12 protein-coding genes are annotated in these 18,468 nt (G+C 70.6%); 8 read left to right on the forward strand and 4 right to left on the reverse strand.

The annotated features are described in order from the left end of the window. Positions 1 to 108: 108 nt before the first annotated feature. On the reverse strand, positions 109 to 882 hold the full coding sequence (locus ACIQD6_RS01050) for an SDR family NAD(P)-dependent oxidoreductase (RefSeq protein ID WP_401876792.1): 774 nt from the start codon (positions 880 to 882) through the stop codon (positions 109 to 111). A 236-nt stretch (positions 883 to 1,118) separates the two neighbouring features. Here ACIQD6_RS01050 and ACIQD6_RS01055 point away from each other — a divergent pair, with 236 nt between their 5' ends. Further along, positions 1,119 to 2,009 carry a LysR family transcriptional regulator gene (locus tag ACIQD6_RS01055; RefSeq protein ID WP_401876793.1) on the forward strand — a complete coding sequence of 297 codons (891 nt, stop codon included), beginning with the start codon at positions 1,119 to 1,121 and terminating at the stop codon, positions 2,007 to 2,009. Positions 2,010 to 2,123: 114 nt separating this feature from the next. On the opposite strand, the gene ACIQD6_RS01060 is transcribed toward ACIQD6_RS01055, so the two are convergent. Continuing rightward, a complete protein-coding gene (locus tag ACIQD6_RS01060; protein WP_401876795.1) occupies positions 2,124 to 2,495 on the reverse strand; it encodes a WhiB family transcriptional regulator in 372 nt (123 codons plus the stop codon). 426 nt (positions 2,496 to 2,921) lie between these two features. Between ACIQD6_RS01060 and ACIQD6_RS01065 the strand changes: the two genes are divergently transcribed. The 4 genes from ACIQD6_RS01065 (at position 2,922) to ACIQD6_RS01080 (ending at position 7,446) form a co-directional block, all read left to right on the forward strand. Further along, positions 2,922 to 3,533 carry a response regulator transcription factor gene (locus ACIQD6_RS01065; RefSeq protein ID WP_003948568.1) on the forward strand — a complete coding sequence of 204 codons (612 nt, stop codon included), beginning with the start codon at positions 2,922 to 2,924 and terminating at the stop codon, positions 3,531 to 3,533. Positions 3,534 to 3,805: 272 nt separating this feature from the next. Then, positions 3,806 to 4,381, forward strand: coding sequence for a sigma-70 family RNA polymerase sigma factor (locus ACIQD6_RS01070; RefSeq protein ID WP_401876796.1), 576 nt, complete (start codon positions 3,806 to 3,808; stop codon positions 4,379 to 4,381). Between the two features lie 296 nt (positions 4,382 to 4,677). Then, a complete protein-coding gene (gene guaB, locus ACIQD6_RS01075; RefSeq protein ID WP_401876798.1) occupies positions 4,678 to 6,180 on the forward strand; it encodes an IMP dehydrogenase in 1,503 nt (500 codons plus the stop codon). A gap of 141 nt (positions 6,181 to 6,321) precedes the next feature. Further along, positions 6,322 to 7,446 carry a GuaB3 family IMP dehydrogenase-related protein gene (locus tag ACIQD6_RS01080; RefSeq protein ID WP_401876800.1) on the forward strand — a complete coding sequence of 375 codons (1,125 nt, stop codon included), beginning with the start codon at positions 6,322 to 6,324 and terminating at the stop codon, positions 7,444 to 7,446. A gap of 220 nt (positions 7,447 to 7,666) precedes the next feature. Here the strand turns inward: ACIQD6_RS01080 and ACIQD6_RS01085 are convergent, their stop codons facing one another. Continuing rightward, positions 7,667 to 8,929: a nucleotide sugar dehydrogenase gene (locus ACIQD6_RS01085; RefSeq protein ID WP_401876801.1), complete on the reverse strand. Its 1,263-nt coding sequence runs from the start codon at positions 8,927 to 8,929 to the stop codon at positions 7,667 to 7,669. 401 nt (positions 8,930 to 9,330) lie between these two features. Between ACIQD6_RS01085 and ACIQD6_RS01090 the strand changes: the two genes are divergently transcribed. Next, positions 9,331 to 11,037, forward strand: a complete 1,707-nt coding sequence (locus ACIQD6_RS01090) for a glycerol-3-phosphate dehydrogenase/oxidase (protein ID WP_401876802.1) — start codon at positions 9,331 to 9,333, stop codon at positions 11,035 to 11,037. A gap of 146 nt (positions 11,038 to 11,183) precedes the next feature. On the opposite strand, the gene ACIQD6_RS01095 is transcribed toward ACIQD6_RS01090, so the two are convergent. Then, positions 11,184 to 12,356, reverse strand: coding sequence for an FAD-dependent oxidoreductase (locus ACIQD6_RS01095; protein WP_401876803.1), 1,173 nt, complete (start codon positions 12,354 to 12,356; stop codon positions 11,184 to 11,186). Between the two features lie 621 nt (positions 12,357 to 12,977). Here ACIQD6_RS01095 and ACIQD6_RS01100 point away from each other — a divergent pair. Continuing rightward, complete coding sequence (locus ACIQD6_RS01100) at positions 12,978 to 14,924, forward strand: serine/threonine-protein kinase (protein ID WP_401876805.1); 1,947 nt, start codon at positions 12,978 to 12,980, stop codon at positions 14,922 to 14,924. A 247-nt stretch (positions 14,925 to 15,171) separates the two neighbouring features. Then, positions 15,172 to 18,372, forward strand: coding sequence for a serine/threonine protein kinase (locus ACIQD6_RS01105; protein ID WP_401876806.1), 3,201 nt, complete (start codon positions 15,172 to 15,174; stop codon positions 18,370 to 18,372). The last annotated feature ends 96 nt before the right edge of the window (positions 18,373 to 18,468 follow it).

The raw sequence follows: 18,468 nt of genomic DNA on the forward strand, positions 1-18,468 counted from the left end.
ACCGACATGACTGACGGAACCGACACGACTGACGCAACCGATCGAACAGGCGAGGCTGACCGAACCGACGGGACCGGGTGGAGGGATCCGCCTCGGCCGCCGGAGCCGTTACTGCGGGCCGTACTTGCGCCCCGTCTTCGACGTGAGCCCGCCGAGCAGCCCGCGCGGGGCCAGCTTCACCGCTCCCATCAGCGCCTTGTACCGCGGATCCGGTACGGACACGGTCTTGCCGCGTGCCAGGTCCGCCAGCGCGGCCGTCACCAGCTTGTCCGCGTCCAGCCACATCCAGCCCGGGATGCTGTCGGTGCCCATCCCGGCCCGCTCGTGGAACTCGGTCCGCACGAAACCGGGGCACAGCGCCATCAGCCGCACCCCCGTCCCGGCCAGGTCGCGGCTCGCGCCCTGGCTGAACTGCACGACCCAGGCCTTCGACGCGCCATACGTCCCGCGTGGCAGGAACGCGGCCACCGACGCCACATTCACGATGCCGCCCCGCCCCCGTGCCTTCATTCCGGGGACCGCCGCCGACGTCAGTCGCAGCACCGCCTCGCAGTGCACCTTCAGCATCGTCAACTCGTCGGCCATCGGGACGTCGAGGAAGCGGCCCTTGTTGCCGAACCCCGCGTTGTTGACCAGCAGATCGACCGCGTGTCTGCGATCCGAGAGCCGGTCCTCCACCGAAGCGATCCCGCTGTCGGTGGAGAGATCGGCGGTCAGCACCTCGGCCTCGATGCCATGCAGGTCGTGCAACTCCGTGGCCTGTTCCCGCAAACGCTCGGTGTCGCGCGCCACCAGCACGAGGTTGTGCCCGTCCGCGGCCAGCCGCCGCGCGAAGGCGGCGCCGATCCCCGCCGTCGAGCCCGTAATCAAAGCAGTCGTCATACGGGCACGTTAGTGCCTGTGCCGAGACGCCCGACGTCCGTGCGCGAGGGGTGGACGGCCCGTACCCGGGCATCACCGCGCACAGCTCCACGCCAGAGCCGATCCGCCACTTTCGTCCCGCCTCTGACAGCAACTCACCCGGCCCCCGCTTCCATCGCACTCAACTCCACCCCCTCCGCCTCAAAGAGTGTGCCTGCTATTTAGTCATGCCCCAAAGAATCGCTTATAGTCGTCGGGTGATCGAAGCCCGTCATCTCCGTGTTCTGCGCACCGTGGCCGCCACCGGCTCCTTCTCGGCGGCCGCGCGCGAGCTGGGCTGCACCCAGCCGGCCGTCAGTCAGCAGATGAAGGCACTCGAATCCTCCACGGGCACCCCGCTGATCGTCCGTACCGGCCGCGAGATGCGACTGACACAGGCCGGTGAGGTGCTCGTACGGCACGCGACGGGAATCCTCGCCGGGCTCACCGCCGCCGAGGAGGAGATCGCGGCCATCGCGGGGCTGAGGGCCGGCCGGGTCAGGCTGGTGTCCTTCCCCAGCGGCAGCTCCACCCTCGTCCCCACCGCGCTGGCCGCCCTGCGCGCGGCCCATCCCGGCACCAGGGTCTCGCTCGTCGAGGCCGAGCCGCCGAGTTCGGCGGAGATGCTGCGGGACGGTGACTGCGATGTGGCGCTGGCGTTCCGGTACGGCGGCTCCGCCGCGGAGTGGGACGACCTGGTCGTACGCCCGTTGCTGGTGGACCGGCTCGTCGGTCTGGTTCCCGAGGGCCACCGGCTCGCGGACGCCGGGACGGTCGCGATCGGCGATCTGGCCGCCGAGCCGTGGATCGCGGGCTGTCCGCGCTGCCGCAAGCAACTGGTCGACGCCTGTGAGGAAGCGGGGTTCACGCCCCGGATCGACTTCGCGACAGACGACTATCCGGCCGTCATCGGCCTGGTCGCGGCGGGTCTCGGGGTGGCGGTGCTGCCGGAGCTGGCGATGGAGTCGGTGCGCACCGAAGGCGTCCGTGCGCTCACGGTCGAGCCGTCGGTCCAGCGGGAAATCGTCGCGCTCACCCTGCCGGACCTGGCGCAGGTCCCGGCGGTGGCGGCCACGCTGGATCAGCTGGTCCTCGCCGCCGCACGCTGACTCCGCGGCCGGTCGGTGTCTCTGTGGCCGGTCGATGCCGGGCATACGAGTGCGCCTCGGGGCGGGATCACAGGAACGTGCAGGAACGTTTCTGCCGATATCGGTTGTTCGCGGTCAACCGCTCGTACGGCCCCCTGGGCCACCGCCCGGGCTCATGCCGGACGTGGAGGTCGGCGCCGACGATGACGCGGACGCCGTGATCAGCCTGGTGCGCGCCCGTCCCATCAGCTCTTCGCGCTCGTCCTCCGTCAGCCCGCCCCACACGCCGTACGGCTCCCGCACCGCCAGCGCGTGCGCCGCGCACTCCGCGCGAACCGGGCACCGCATGCACACCTCTTTCGCCGAGTTCTCGCGCGCGCTTCGTGCCGCGCCCCTTTCCCCCTCCGGGTGGAAGAAGAGCGAGCTGTCGACACCACGGCACGCCGCCAGGAGCTGCCAGTCCCACAGATCTGCGTTCGGTCCGGGAAGGCGGGAGAAATCTGCCATTGCTCATGTCCCCTTGAAACCGTGCTGAGGCGGATACGGGCCGCTTGGACGCCGGGTACGAGCCCGGCGCACAACCCGCACCGGTGCTGACGACGGTACATCTACTATCCAAGTAGATGTAAATATGACTCATTGCGAATGTAGCCATAGACACCAGGAAAAGTGAAGAAAAACCGCTAAATGGGGCATAGCTCTAGATGCGGGCCCGGATGACCCGGGCTGCTCTCCTCTGTAGGTGACCCCTCACAGGGAGTGCTGAATTGGGTCGTCCGACCCGTAACTCTTTCGAGTGACCATCGTTGAGTGTGCGAGGCGGTTGAGAGAATGAGCGATCGGGCGCATGTCCGAGAGCGTCAATCGCACAGATGACGATATGTACCCTGCCTGGAGGCTCAAGGTGACGCGCATCAGCTGCGGAGGACGGTCATGACATCCGTCCTCGTCTGCGACGACTCCCCGCTTGCCCGAGAGGCGCTCCGCCGCGCGGTCGCGACCGTGCCCGGTGTCGAGCGCGTGACGACCGCGGCCAACGGCGAGGAAGTCCTCCGCCGCTGGGGCGCCGATCGTTCCGACCTGATTCTGATGGACGTACGCATGCCGGGCCTCGGCGGTGTCGAGACGGTCCGCCGACTGCTCTCGGCCGATCCCGGCGCCCGGATCATCATGCTCACGGTCGCGGAGGATCTGGACGGAGTCGCTCTCGCGGTCGCCGCCGGTGCCCGCGGTTATCTGCACAAGGACGCCTCGCGTGCCGAGTTGCGCGCGACCGTCACTCAGGCGCTCGCCGACCCGACCTGGCGGCTCGCCCCGCGCCGTCTCCGCTCGGCCGAGATGGGCGCCGCGCCCACGCTCACCGCGCGCGAGATCCAGGTGCTCGAAGGCATGAGCCATGGCCGTTCCAACGCGGAGATCGGCCGTGAGCTGTTCCTCTCCGAGGACACGGTCAAGACGCACGCCCGGCGCCTCTTCAAGAAGCTCGGCGCCTCGGACCGCGCGCACGCGGTGGCGCTCGGCTTCCGCTGGGGCCTGGTCCGCTGAGGCGACAGGCCCTAACTCCCCGCCTGCTGTCAGGTCCGAAAGGGTCCGGGTGGGCGGGGAAAACGTAGACCCGCCGGGCAACGTACGCCCGTACGCACCCGTTTCCCGCGCGATGCCGCATCCTTGAGGGTGTGGAGTTCCTCGGGGACGAGTCGGACGAGCGCGAGGGGAGGGCGCAGGGGATGAGTTCTGCCGCACCCGCTCATAACGCTTCGGTGCACAACTATGGACGCGGTGCCACCGATCAGCAGACGCCAAGGCACCATGGACCGATGCGCGATGACGAGACCACGGTGATTGGTGCGCTCGTTCACCGTGCCGTCGACGGCGACGAACAGGCCACGCACGACCTTCTGGCCCGTGTTCATCCGCTCGCGCTGCGCTACTGCCGTACGAGGCTGAGCCGGCTGCCCGGTGATGCTCGCCACTTTGTGGAGGACCTCGCGCAGGAAGTCTGTGTCGCGGTCCTGATGGCTCTTCCGCGGTACCGCGACACCGGCAGACCGTTCGAGGCCTTCGTCTTCGCCATCGCCGGGCACAAGGTCGCCGATCTCCAGCGGGCCGCCATGCGGCACCCGGGATCCACGGCCGTACCGTCCGACGAGATGCCCGAGCGGCCGGACGACTCGCTCGGCCCGGAGGAGCGCGCGCTGCTCAGCAGCGACGCGGAATGGGCCAAGAAACTGCTGGCCAACCTGCCGGACAACCAGCGCGAGCTGCTGGTGCTGCGGGTCGCCGTCGGGCTGACCGCGGAGGAGACCGGCCAGATGCTGGGGATGTCACCGGGGGCGGTACGGGTCGCCCAGCACCGCGCGCTCAGCAGGCTGCGGGCACTGGCCGAGCAGTGAGCCCGGTCGGCGTCGGGCGTCGGAACCATCGAGCCCGGCGCCGGCGGCGTCTGAACGTACGGCGCGTCAACAACGTACGAACGGCATACGAACGTCCGGCATGTGTCCGGCGTGCGCCCACGGTTTTCCCGCTCGTCCCGCACCTCTCCGGCGTGCGGGAGGCACGCATCGGGCGTGGGACCATCCGACGTACGAACATACAAAGCCGATAGGCGATCTTGTTCATGGAATGAGGGGCTCGCAGAGCCCGTTAGCATGGACATCCGCACCGATCAAGGCTATTTGGGGAAGGTGTCATGACTGCAAACGTCGACGGAGTGCCCGAGAAATTCGCGACGCTCGGGCTGACATACGACGACGTGCTGCTGCTGCCGGGCGCGTCGGACATGGCGCCCGATGCCATCGACACCTCCTCACGCATCTCCAAGAACGTGCGGGTGAACATCCCGCTGCTCTCCGCGGCGATGGACAAGGTCACCGAGGCCCGGATGGCGATCGCCATGGCCCGGCAGGGTGGCGCCGGTGTGCTGCACCGCAATCTCTCCATCGCTGACCAGGCCAACCAGGTCGACCTCGTGAAGCGCTCCGAGTCCGGCATGGTCACCGACCCGATCACGGTCCACCCGGACGCGACGCTCGGCGAGGCCGACCAGCTCTGCGCCAAGTTCCGTATCAGCGGTGTCCCGGTCACCGACCGCGGCGGCAAGCTGCTCGGCATCGTCACCAACCGCGACATGGCCTTCGAGGCGGACCGTACGCGCCAGGTGCGCGAGGTCATGACCCCGATGCCGCTCGTCACCGGCAAGGTCGGCATCTCCGGCGTGGACGCCATGGAGCTGCTGCGTCGTCACAAGATCGAGAAGCTGCCGCTGGTCGATGACGCGGGTGTCCTCAAGGGCCTGATCACGGTCAAGGACTTCGTCAAGGCCGAGAAGTACCCGAACGCGGCCAAGGACGGCGAGGGGCGGCTGCTCGTCGGCGCGGCCGTCGGTGTCGCGGGCGACGCGTACGAACGTGCCCAGGCACTGATCGAGGCGGGCGTCGACTTCATCGTCGTCGACACCGCCCACGGCCACTCCCGGCTGGTCGGTGACATGGTCGCCAAGATCAAGTCGAACTCCACCGTGGATGTCATCGGCGGCAACATCGCCACCCGTGACGGCGCGAAGGCGCTGATCGACTCCGGTGTCGACGGCATCAAGGTCGGTGTCGGCCCCGGCTCCATCTGTACGACCCGGGTCGTCGCCGGTATCGGCGTCCCCCAGGTCACCGCGATCTACGAGGCCTCGCTCGCGGCCAAGGAGGCCGGTGTCCCGGTCATCGGTGACGGAGGTCTCCAGTACAGCGGCGACATCGCGAAGGCCCTGGTCGCCGGCGCGGACACGGTGATGCTCGGCTCGCTGCTCGCGGGCTGCGAGGAGTCGCCGGGCGAGCTGCTCTTCATCAACGGCAAGCAGTTCAAGTCGTACCGCGGCATGGGCTCGCTGGGCGCGATGCAGACCCGTGGCGACCAGCGTTCGTTCTCCAAGGACCGCTACTTCCAGGAGGGAGTGGCCTCCGACGAGAAGCTGGTACCCGAGGGAATCGAGGGCCAGGTGCCCTACCGCGGTCCGCTCTCCTCGGTCGTCCACCAGCTGACCGGTGGCCTGCGCCAGTCGATGTTCTACGTCGGCGGGCAGACGGTGCAGCAGCTCCAGGAGCGCGGCCGGTTCGTACGGATCACCTCGGCGGGCCTCAAGGAGAGCCACCCGCACGACATCCAGATGACGGTCGAGGCACCGAACTACAACAGGGGCTGAGCGCGCGTATCCGTGAGGGGCGGCCCGGGATTCCGGGACCGCCCCTCAGGGCGTATTGCGACGGTCAAACAGGCGTGCGGTATCAGGCGTAGGGGCGTCGGGGATACTGGGACGCAGACGTAGAGGGAAAGGCCACACATCGTGACTGAGATCGAGATCGGGCGCGGCAAGCGCGGCCGCAGGGCGTACGCCTTCGACGACATCGCCGTCGTCCCCAGCCGGCGCACCCGGGACCCGAAGGAGGTCTCGATCGCCTGGCAGATCGACGCCTACCGGTTCGAGCTGCCGTTCCTGGCCGCCCCGATGGACTCCGTCGTCTCCCCGCAGACCGCGATCCGTATCGGCGAGATGGGCGGTCTGGGCGTACTGAACCTGGAAGGCCTGTGGACCCGGTACGAGGACCCGCAGCCGCTGCTCGACGAGATCGCCGGGCTGGACGAGGCGAGCGCCAACCGCCGGCTCCAGGAGATCTACGCCGAGCCGATCAAGGAAGAGCTGATCGGGCAGCGCATCAAGGAGGTGCGGGACTCGGGAGTGGTCACGGCCGCCGCGCTCTCGCCGCAGCGCACGGCGCAGTTCTCCAAGGCCGTGGTGGACGCCGGGGTCGACATCTTCGTCATCCGCGGTACGACGGTCTCCGCCGAGCATGTCTCCGGTGCCGCCGAGCCGTTGAACCTGAAGCAGTTCATCTACGAACTGGACGTTCCGGTCATCGTCGGCGGCTGCGCCACGTACACGGCGGCGCTGCACCTGATGCGTACGGGCGCGGCGGGCGTGCTGGTCGGCTTCGGTGGCGGCGCGGCGCACACCACCCGCAATGTGCTGGGCATCCAGGTCCCGATGGCGACCGCCGTCGCGGACGTGGCGGCGGCCCGCCGGGACTACATGGACGAGTCCGGCGGCCGGTACGTGCATGTCATCGCGGACGGTGGTGTGGGCTGGTCGGGCGACCTCCCCAAGGCGATCGCGTGCGGCGCGGACTCGGTGATGATCGGCTCCCCGCTGGCGCGGGCGACGGACGCGCCGGGCAAGGGCCGCCACTGGGGCATGGAGGCGGTCCACGAGGACGTGCCGCGCGGCAAGCTGGTCGACCTGGGCATCGTCGGGACGACGGAGGAGGTCCTGACGGGCCCCTCGCACATTCCGGACGGGTCGATGAACTTCTTCGGCGCGCTGCGGCGGGCCATGGCGACGACGGGCTACAGCGAGCTCAAGGAGTTCCAGCGCGTCGAGGTGACGGTGGCGGACTCGCAGCACCGCCGCTGAGCGTTCCGCCGCGCTTCCTCAGGAAGGCGTTCTTCCGAGGACGTTCTTTCGAAGGCGTTTTTCCGAAGGCGTTTTCCGAAGGTGCGAGAGGTGCCCCGGACCTGGCACGACGGTCCGGGGCACCTTGTCGTGCCGCGTGTGAGTGCTGTGTGTGTACGTACGGGCGCGTGTACGGCGGTGTGCCGCGCCCGTGTGGGCGGCTACGGCTGTGTACCGAGCCTCAGAGCCGGTACGCGGCGCCCGCCGGGGTCGCGCCCCTGGTGTCCAGCAGCAGCTGGGCCTTGACCGCCAGGCCCTGGAGGTCATACGTCCGGTGGTGCTGGAGCAGCACCGTCAGGTCCGCGTGGGCGGCGGCCTCGTAGAGGGAGTCCGCGCGCGGTACGGGCAGGTCGCGTACGCGCCAGTCGTGGACGTGCGGATCGTGGTAGCTGACGGCCGCGCCCAGCTCCATCAGCCGGCAGGCGATCTCCGTGGCCGGTGAGCTCTCCTGGTCGGCGAGGTCCGGCTTGTACGTGACGCCGAGGAGCAGCACCCGGGCGCCGCGCGCGGACTTGCCGTGTTCGTTGAGGAGGGTGGCGCTGCGCTGGATGACGTACTGCGGCATCCGCGTGTTGATCTCCTGGGCGAGGCCGACCATGCGCAGCGGATGGCCCGGGGTGCGGCCGGCGTGCGGCAGATAGCTGGGATCCATCGGTACGCCGTGGCCGCCGACGCCGGGGCCCGGCCGGAAGGCCTGGAAGCCGAAGGGCTTGGTCTCGGCGCAGCGGATGACGTCCCACAGGTCCACGCCGAGGTCGTGGCAGAGCACGGCCATCTCGTTGACCAGGGCGATGTTGACGTGCCGGAAGTTGGTTTCGAGGAGTTTGACGGTCTCGGCCTCGCGCGGGCCGCGGGCCCGGACGACTTTGTCGGTGAGGCGTCCGTAGAAGGCGGCGGCCGATTCGGTGCAGGCGGGGGTGAGGCCGCCGATGACCTTGGGCGTGTTGGCGAGGCCGTGGGTGCGGTTGCCGGGGTCGAGCCGGCCGGGGGAGTACGCGAGATGGAAATCGCGTCCCGCGCGGAGCCCCGAGCCCTCCTCCAGGACGGTCCGCAGGAAGCCTTCCGTGGTGCCGGGCGCCACGGGGGACTCCAGCAGCACGGTCGTGTGCGGGCGCAGCCGCGCGGCCAGCGCGCGGGCCGCGTCACCGATCGCGGTCAGGTCCGGGGTGCGGTCGGCGCCGAGGGGGGCGGGCGCGCAGATGACGGCGGTGCGGACCCGGCCGAGGTCGGTCGGGTTGGTGGTCGGCCGGAAGCCCCCCGAGAGCATCCGGCGGATGTCGGCGGCGGTGAGCGGGCCGTCGACCGGCGTGTGACCGGCCGCCAGCTCCGCGACGGGCCGCGGGTCGGTGTCAAAGCCGATGGTGTCGATACCGGCGGCTACGGCGGCCTGGGCGAGGGGCAGGCCGAGATGGCCGAGTCCGATGACGGCGAGATCGGCTGGCATGGCGGTGGCCGTCCTTCCCTTAGCCGGAGTGGACAGGAAGCGCAAGCCCTGTGGACAGAATGAGCACGCGCCCCGTCAGACTAGGCGTAAATATGACCGTTATGCGGCATTACGTGGCCGGAGAACGGCTGTTTATCGGGGGATCGGGGCAATCTTTGACCGGTTTGGTCGCTTTTTGGTCACCTCGCTGGTTCGGGTCGCTGGGGTCGGTCCCGGTCGCTCCGCCAGGTTCTGGTCGTTCCGCGGATTTCGGGCGTCGTGACCCTGCTCCGGGGCCGGTGGGGCAGGGGTGCGATGCGGGTGGGCGATGGGTGTTATCCACAGGCAGTGGCTGAAGTCGTGAGGTGCGGACAGAATCGAGTCTGTGAGCCCGACCACACGGGGGACGACGGGAGGCAACGGTGAGGACAGCGACACTGGGACCCGCGGAGCGCGTCCAGGCGCTCGCGGCGATGGCCGAGCGTGAACTGGACGTACTGGTCGTGGGCGCGGGCGTGGTCGGAGCCGGGACCGCGCTCGACGCCGTGACCAGAGGACTCGCGACCGGGCTGGTCGAGGCGCGCGACTGGGCGTCCGGCACATCGAGCCGGTCGAGCAAGCTGATCCATGGAGGCCTGCGCTATCTGGAGATGCTCGACTTCGCGCTCGTACGGGAAGCCCTCAAGGAGCGGGGGCTGCTGCTGGAGAAGCTGGCGCCGCATCTGGTGAAGCCGGTGCCGTTCCTGTACCCGCTGCGGCACAAGGGCTGGGAGCGGTTCTACGCGGGCTCGGGCGTCGCGTTGTACGACGCGATGTCCGTGTCGTCCGGGCACGGGCGCGGACTGCCCGTGCACCGCCACCTGTCGCGGCGGCACGCGCTGAAGGTGGCGCCCTGCCTGAGGAAGGAGGCGCTGGTCGGTGCGTTGCAGTACTACGACGCGCAGATGGACGACGCGCGTTATGTGGCGACCCTGGTCCGTACGGCCGCGACGTACGGCGCGCAGGTGGCCGGGCGGGCGCGAGTCGTCGGCTTCCTGCGGGAGGGCGAGCGGGTCGTCGGCGCGCGCGTGCGGGACGTGGAGGCCGGCGGGGAGTACGAGATCCGGGCCAGGCAGGTGGTCAACGCGACCGGGGTGTGGACGGACGACACCCAGTCGCTGATCGCCGAGCGCGGGCAGTTCCACGTCCGCGCCTCCAAGGGCATCCATCTGGTGGTGCCCAAGGACCGGATCCACTCCACGACCGGGCTGATCCTGCGGACCGAGAAGTCGGTGCTGTTCGTCATCCCCTGGGGCCGCCACTGGATCGTCGGCACCACCGACACCGACTGGGACCTCGACAAGTCCCACCCGGCGGCCTCCAGCGCCGATATCGACTATCTGCTGGAGCATGTGAACTCGGTGCTGCACGTCCCTCTGACGCGGGACGACGTGCAAGGGGTGTACGCGGGCCTGCGCCCGCTGCTCGCCGGGGAGTCGGACGCGACCAGCAAACTGTCGCGCGAGCACACGGTCGCGCACCCGGTGCCCGGCATGGTGGTCGTCGCCGGAGGCAAGTACACGACGTACCGCGTGATGGCCAAGGACGCGGTGGACGAGGCGGTGCACGGCCTCGACCAGCGGGTGGCGGAGTGCGTCACGGAGGATGTCCCGCTGGTCGGCGCCGAGGGCTACCACGCGCTGTGGAACGCGCGCGCGGGGATGGCGGCGCGGACCGGGATCCATGTGGCCCGCGTGGAGCATCTGCTGAACCGCTACGGCACGCTCGTGGAGGAGCTGCTGGAGCTGATCGCCGCCGATCCCGGGCTGGGGCAGCCACTCGGCGGGGCCGACGACTATCTGCGCGCCGAAGTCGTCTACGCGGCCTCGCACGAAGGGGCACGCCACCTCGACGACGTGCTCACCCGGCGGACCCGGATCTCGATAGAGACCTTCGACCGGGGGACGCGCAGCGCGCGCGAGTGCGCGGAGCTGATGGCGCCGGTGCTGGGCTGGGACAGGGGGCAGATCGATCGGGAGGTCGAGCACTACGAGAAGCGGGTGGAGGCGGAGCGGGAGTCGCAGCGGCAGCCGGACGACCAGACGGCGGACGCGGCGCGGCTGGGGGCGCCGGACATCGTGCCGTTCTGACGGGTCGGTTCCCGGTCCCGGCCGATCCCGTTCGTGCCGTGCCTGATCCCGGTGCCTGATGTCCTGGAGCCGGTGTGCCGTGCCCGGCACACCGGCACCGGTGCCGGTGTGCCGGGCACGGCGGGACGCGATCCGGCGCCGCGAGATCAGGAAGGCTGGACCTCGTCGAAGAGGGCAAGGGCTTCTGACGGGTCCGGGCTCACGAGGCGTTCCAGACCGGCCGCCGTGATGTTCGCCCACCTGCCGGCCCGTACCCACATCTGTTCCTCGAAGGCGCGGACGGCCTCGTCCAGATCTCCAGGGCCGGGGGCGACGGCGATGGCCTCGGCGATGGACTCGGCGAGTTCGGCGCCTTCCAGCATCGCGAGGTTCGCGCCGGCCCCCAGCGGGGGCATCAGGTGGGCGGCGTCGCCCAGTAGCGTCACCCCGGAGACATGGGCCCAGGTGTGGGACGCGGGCAGGACGTAGAGGGGGCGGTGGACGAAAGCTGTGCCGTGGCGGAGGAGGTCGAGGACGGGAGCGGCCCAGCCGTCGAAAAGAGCCAGCAGGCTTGATCGCACGGCCTCGGCGTCGGCCGGGCCCAGGCCCGCGCCCTGGTTCAGGCCCATTCGCCGGTCCGGGTTCGTGTGCCAGTCCAGGGGCACGCGGAACTGGGCGTACACCTTGACGTGGCCGCCGCTGTTGCGCTGGGCGACGAGCGCGCGGTTCACGCCGTACACAGCCACGGAACCGTCGCCGACCAGCCGGGCGAGGTCGGGGTGGCGGGTGTCGACGTCGTCCAGGGAGGTCTCGACCGAGGTGACGCCGGTGTACTGCGGCGTCGCGGACGAGACCGCCGGGCGGACCCGGGACCAGGCACCGTCCGCGCCGATCACGAGGTCGAACGTCTCCTGTCGCCCGTCCGCGAAATGGACCAGCACGCCGTTCCGGCTCTCCGGCACCACCTCCGTCACGGCCCGCCCCCACTGAACGTCCAGAGGTCCGAGTAACAGGTCACGGAGTTGCCCGCGGTCGATCTCGGGATTGGCCCGGTCACCAGGACGAGGTTGCCAGTCGCGCAGGACGGTCCCGTCCGTGTCCAGGATGCGCATGGCCTGCCCCTCGGGACGGGACAGCGCCTGGAACTCCGCCAGCAGTCCTGCCTTCTCCAGCGCCAGCTGGCCCAGCCCCTTGTGCAGGTCCAGCGTGCCGCCCGCTGGACGGGCGTCGCGGGCGGGATCGCGTTCGAGGACGGTGACAGGGTGACCATGACGGTGCATGACGCGGGCGAGGGTAAGGCCGGCGGGGCCGCTGCCGATCACGGCGATACGAGGTCTCATGCCGATACAACGTACGGCCCCTCACCAGGCCGGTCCCGCCCCGTCACCGAACCGAGACGACGGCGTGAGCCCGCGGAGCCGAGGACGGCACCCCCGATGCTGCCGGCCCGCTCCCGTCACGCTTCCGTCCGCTCCCTGGAGGGCTACGCCCGCCCCGGCATCGGATACGCGGACGCTCCTCCGGGAAGGTCGCTTCGGGGGCGTTGCTCCGGACGTTGAGTCGTTCGCGGTGGCGCGGTCGTACATTCCGTCGGCAGAGGTGAGGGGATGTGCGCGGGGTGGATCACGTCAGGGAGTGGGCCGTAGCTCCTTGTTCGGTCCATCCGTACCGGACACCCCCGTATGCGAGGGATCGTCACTCAATGCACTCATGCCCGGCACACGTGTTCGCAGCATGCTTGCGCCATGTTCGAACAGGTCCGCGACCAGCAGGGTGCTCGGTCTGGCCCGGGGTAGTGGCATGGTGAGGGTCCGCGCCTCCGGCCTCAACCGGGAGGACGCCGGACCCGGGAGCAGTGGTGGTCCCGGAGTGAGGGACAATGAAGGCTCTGCCAGGGCGCGTTACGGCACCGCGCGGGCGGGCGGCAGTCGCGCCAGGATCAGGGATCGCAGAGGGGACGCATGTCGGAGTCGAAGCAGTCGCGGGACACGGCGCAGGAGCCCCAGCGGGACACAGGGAAGAGCGCCGAGGCCAGCCCGGAAGGGCGTCTTCTCGCGGGCAGGTACCGGCTCGGCGGGGTCCTCGGGCGTGGCGGCATGGGCACGGTCTGGCGGGCTCTCGACGAGACGCTCGGCCGTACGGTCGCGGTGAAGGAGCTGCGCTTCCCGTCCAGCATCGACGACGACGAGAAGCGACGGCTCATCACGCGCACGCTGCGCGAGGCGAAGGCGATCGCCCGGATCCGTAACAACGGCGCCGTCACGGTCTTCGACGTCGTGGACGAGGACGACCGGCCGTGGATCGTCATGGAGTTGGTCGAGGGCAAGTCGCTCGCCGAGGCCATCCGTGAGGACGGCGTTCTGACGCCGAGGCGCGCCGCCGAGGTCGGGCTCGCGATCCTCGACGTGCTGCGCTCGGCGCACCGTGAGGGCATCCTGCACCGTGACGTGAAGCCGTCCAACGTGCTGATCGCCGAGGACGGGCGCGTGGTGCTCACGGACTTCGGCATCGCCCAGGTCGAGGGCGACCCGTCGGTCACCTCCACCGGCATGCTCGTCGGCGCCCCCTCGTACATCTCGCCGGAGCGCGCACGCGGTCACAAGCCGGGCCCCGCCGCCGACCTCTGGTCGCTCGGTGGTCTGCTCTACGCGTCGGTGGAGGGCTGTCCGCCGTACGACAAGGGTTCCGCCATCGCCACGCTGACCGCTGTGATGACCGAGCCGGTGGATCCGCCGAAGAACGCGGGTGCGCTGGAAGAGGTCATCTACGGGCTGCTCGCCAAGGAACCGGAGCAGCGGCTGGACGACGCGGGCGCGCGGGCGCTTCTTGAGGACATCATCGACGCGCCGGAGCGCGAGCCGGAGCCCGAGCCGGACGCCACCCGGGTCGTTCCGCTGCCGCCGGTGCCCGGGGGCGCCGCGTCCGCGCCGGCGGCGCCGGGCGCGTGGTCCGCGAGCGACTCGGGCGCCGACCGTGTGCGCGGCGCGCTGCGCTCCGTACGGAACGGCGCCACTGCCAAGTCCAAGGCAGGGGTTGCGGTTGGAGCCGGGGCGTATCCGGCGTCCGACGGGCCGCCGAGGCCGGTCCAGCCGAGGGCGTCGCTCACCGACGTGGTGCCCCGGCGCACGCTGGTGATCATCGCGGTCGTCGCCGCGCTCGCCCTGATCTCCACGGTCCTGATCGTCGCCCTGAGCGGTGACGACACCGGCGGGGCGAGCGGCAAGGGGCAGGGCACGACCGGCGCGTCAGCCTCGACCGGCGCGTCCTCCGGCGCCGAGACCAAGGCCGACGGCGAGGGCAAGAACACGGACTCGGGCAAGAGCACGGCCGACGGCGGCAAGAAGGAAGGCTCCGCCAAGAACGGGCAGCCGTCGGGCGATTCGGGTTCCGGTTCCAGTTCCGGTTCCGGCGATTCGGAGGACTCCGACGGCGAGGAGGACGACGACGGGACGCCCGAGGGGTACGACAAGATCAGCGACGGCCAGTTCCGTTTCTCGATGGCGATGCCCGAGGAATTCCATCGGACGGGCATAGCCGGACGTAACTCCGGCGGCATATTCAGCGCCGACGGCGGATTCCCGCGCGTTCAGGTCGATTTCGGCAGCAGCCCCAGTGACGACGCCGTGGCCGCCTGGAAGGCAGCCGCGCCGACGGTCGGCGCCAGCAGCAGCAACTACAAGCTTCACGGCATCAAGAAGGTCGACTACAACGGCTATCCGACGGTCGCCGACTGGGAATTCGAGCGCGACCAGAGCGGTCAGCGGGTCAGGGTCCTCAACCGGGGTTTCAAGGTCGACGGCAACCGTGGTTATTCGATCATGATCAGCTGTAAGGCGAGCGAGTGGGATTCACCGGAGTGTGAGACGCTGCGCCGCACGGCGTTCGCGACGTTCAAGCCGGCAGGCTGAACGGGCCGATGAAGTACGGGTGTTGAGGGTGAAGGGTCGGGAGAAGGGGGAGGGTTCAGATGCTCCGGGTTTACCGGAACCATGCGTTCCCCGGTGGGTTGCCTCGACCCTGCGGCACGTTCGCCCGTGGCCACGTATCGTGAGAGCTCGCGAACCGTACGCATCCACAATGAGCCGGTAAGCGACCGGAATTGGCGGTTTCGTAGGTCTCCGTGACCGGGAGACAGCGGGTTGGTGGGGAGGCATCGTGGACGACTACGCGGGACGGGTGCTGGCCGACCGCTACCGCCTGCCCTTGCCGCCCTCCGACGAGTACGAACTCGCCGAGACTCGCGCGTTCGACACCTACAGCGGGCAGGAAGTCCTCGTCAGGCAGGTGCCGCTGCCCGAGGTGGTGGACGCGGAGGTGGTGGACGCGGACGGAGCCCCGGCGCCCCGGCGGGTCTCCGGGCGTGGGGTGCGCAGGCCCACGGACCCGGCGGTGCGGCGGGCCATCGAGGCCGCGCAGAGCGCCGCCCAGATCCCCGACCACCCCCGGCTCGACCAGGTCTTCGACGTGTTCGCGGAGGCTGGCTCACTGTGGATAGTGAGTGAACTCGTCGCGGCCAGGCCGCTGGCCGCGCTGCTCGCCGAGAGGCCGCTGAATCCGTTCCGGGCGGCCGAGATCGCCTCCGACGTGCTGACCGCCGTGCGTGTGGTGCACGCGCACGGCTGGACCCACCGGAACATCACCGTACGTACGGTGCTCGTCTGCGACGACGGGCGCGTGGTGCTGACCGGGCTCGCGGCGGGCGCGGCAGAGGAGGCGCTGTGCGGTTACGCGCCGGTGCCGGATCCGCCGGATCAGCCCGGCCGGCCCGGCGCGCAGGATGACTTCGAGTCGCCGGATCACATGGGCCCGCCCGATCACATCGAATCTCCCGGCCCCGTCGATCCTCCCGGCCAGGTCGGCCCCGGGGACCCTTCGGGCGCCGAGGTGTCCGGTCCGCCGTACGAGCTGGGGCCGACGGCCGGAGTGCCCGGCGGGCCCGGCCGTGCCGCGCTGGAGACGGCCCGTTCGGCCGACGGTCCGTACGGAGACGGTCCGTACGGAGACGGTTCGGACGGGGAAGGGACATACAGGGAAGAGGCGTACGGAGAAGGGGCGTACGGCGACGGCGCCTCTGCCGGTAGGTACGACGACGGCACCTCGTCCGGCACCTCCGGCGCGATGCCGCGTCCGCACCACGGCACGCCGGGCATCCCCGCCCCGTACGGAGGCCAGCCGGCGCTGCCGGGCGGGAGCGCGTCGGGCGACATCCGCGCCGCGCGCGCCGGGGCGATCGCCGCGTACCGCGCGGGAGCGCGCGCCGCAGCGCGCGCCAGTGAGGATCAGCGCTCCGGCGCGGACGCGCTGCCCCCGCTGCCGGAGCCCGGCACCGGCGGGGAGCCCGGCACGGGTCCGGGGCCCGGATCCGGCGAGGCGGGGCAGGACCCGCACGACCGGCCGAGCGGGAGCAGCCCCGACCCGGACTGGTGGGCGCAGCCCCGCCCCTTCGCCGAGTCCGACCCCGACGAGGACGACGACCCGCCCACTCCTTACCGCGCGGAGCTCGCGGGCACCTGGCGCGACGGCCCGGCTCCGTGGAACGACGCCTCCGGTTCCCTGCCCGCAGGCGGGGGAACGTCCGGCCGCCCCGGCGGCGGCGACCGTGGCGGGACGCCCGCGCTTCCTCCCGGCGGGAGCTCCGGACCCGGTGCCGCCATGGCCCGCGACGGCGGTGACTCCCCGTACTCCGGTCCCGGCAGCGGCGGTGCGGGGGGCCGGAGCGGCGGTGGCGGCTGGCAGAACTCCGGGGCGCGTGACGCGTTCCGCGCCGACGCGCAGCGGCAGTCCGCGCAATTGCCCGCCGTGGCGGGTCAGGGCGCGGGCACCGGGCGCTGGGACGAGGTCGTGGCCAGCGGGTCCGTGCCCGCCTACCGGGGCCCGGCGACCCCCCTCGCAGCCGAGCGCGCCCGGCAGGCGCGGATCGCGGTCGTCGGTGCCGTCACGGAGCGCTGGGCGCCCGAGCAGGCCGGTCCCGTACACGAGAACTGGCAGCTGGCGCCGCCCATCGGGCCCGCCACCGACCTCTGGGCGCTGGGCGCGCTGCTGTACCGCGCGGTGCAGGGCCACGCCCCGTACCCGGAGGAGAACGCCGTCGAACTGGTGCAGCTCGTCTGCGCCGAACCGCCCGCCTTCGCCGAGGAGTGCGGCCCGCTGCGTCCCGTGGTCGAGTCGCTGCTGCGTCAGGACCCGACCGAGCGGCCGGACTTCGAGGAACTGCGTGGCTGGCTGCGCTCGCTCGTGCGGTCCGCGCCCGAGCCGGAGGCCGGTCTGGACGTCGTACCGCTGCCGTCGGACGAGGCGCGGCTGCCGATCGTGCGCCGCAGGGGCGAGCTGGTGCGCAGGCGCCGCAGGCGTAACCGCGACCTGAGCCATGGGCGCCACCGGCACAAGAAGGGCAAGGAGCGCCGGGAGAAGGGCGGCAGGGGCGGCTTCGACGGGCAGCGGAACGAGCACCAGTACCCGCCCTCGTACGGGATCGACGAGCCGCACGAGCCGTATGCGCGCACCGAACGGGCGGAACGGTCGGAGGGGCTGGACTCGTCCGACCGTACGGATCGACTGGACCACCTGCTGGACAGAGCTGACCGGCTGGACCGGCCCGAGAGGGCGGAGCGGCTGGACAGGGCCGGGCGGAGCCGTGGCAACAGCCCCCGCTCCCTGGGGCGCATCCTGCTCCTGCTGATACTGCTGCTGCTCGTGGCGGCGATCGCGTACGCGGTGATGTTCATGCCCAGGACCGGTACGGGGCAGGGGCAGGGGCAGAGCGTCGGCGAGGCGAACCCCGGTGCGTCCGCCACGTCTTCCGCGTCGCGTTCTCCCGGCCCGCAGTCGCCGGCCCCGGAGGATTCCGGTACGAGCGCCCCCAACGCCTCGGCGCCACAGACCTCAGATCCCGCCGTCGATCTCGCCGACGGCTACGTGCTGCGCAAGGACACGGAGGGGTTCCAGACGGCGGTCGACAAGGACTGGCGGCGGCGGCCCATCAACGACAGCGGGCAAGTCCGTTACGACGGCGGCGACTTCACGCTGATCCTCGTTCCGGGCCGGGACTCCGTGGCGGACAACGGCGGCGATCCGCTGGCGTATCAGCGGGACAAGGAGCGGGAGCTCCAGCCCTTCCGCGACTCCTCCTGGTCCAGCGCCTCGGGGCTGCGACGGGTCGACGTGGGCCGACAGGCCATGGCGGAGGGTCAGTACACCTGGCAGGACAGCAGCGGCCGTTCGGTCTACGTACGGAACCTGGCGATGATCATCGGCGGTCGGTACCACATCGTTCAGGTCATCGGCCCGGACGGTCAGCGGGACAAGGTCAGTGAGATTTACCAACAGGCCATCAGTACTTACCGCATGACTGGATGACCGCTGAGCACGCTGAGTAGCCGGGCGCGCATCACATTGAGGTTTCCGTGGGTCACCCGCGCTTCCGTGTCCGTACATCCGCTCCGTAACCTGTGT

The sequence above is a fragment of the Streptomyces sp. NPDC088400 genome (assembly GCF_044753355.1).
GTDB lineage: Bacteria > Actinomycetota > Actinomycetes > Streptomycetales > Streptomycetaceae > Streptomyces.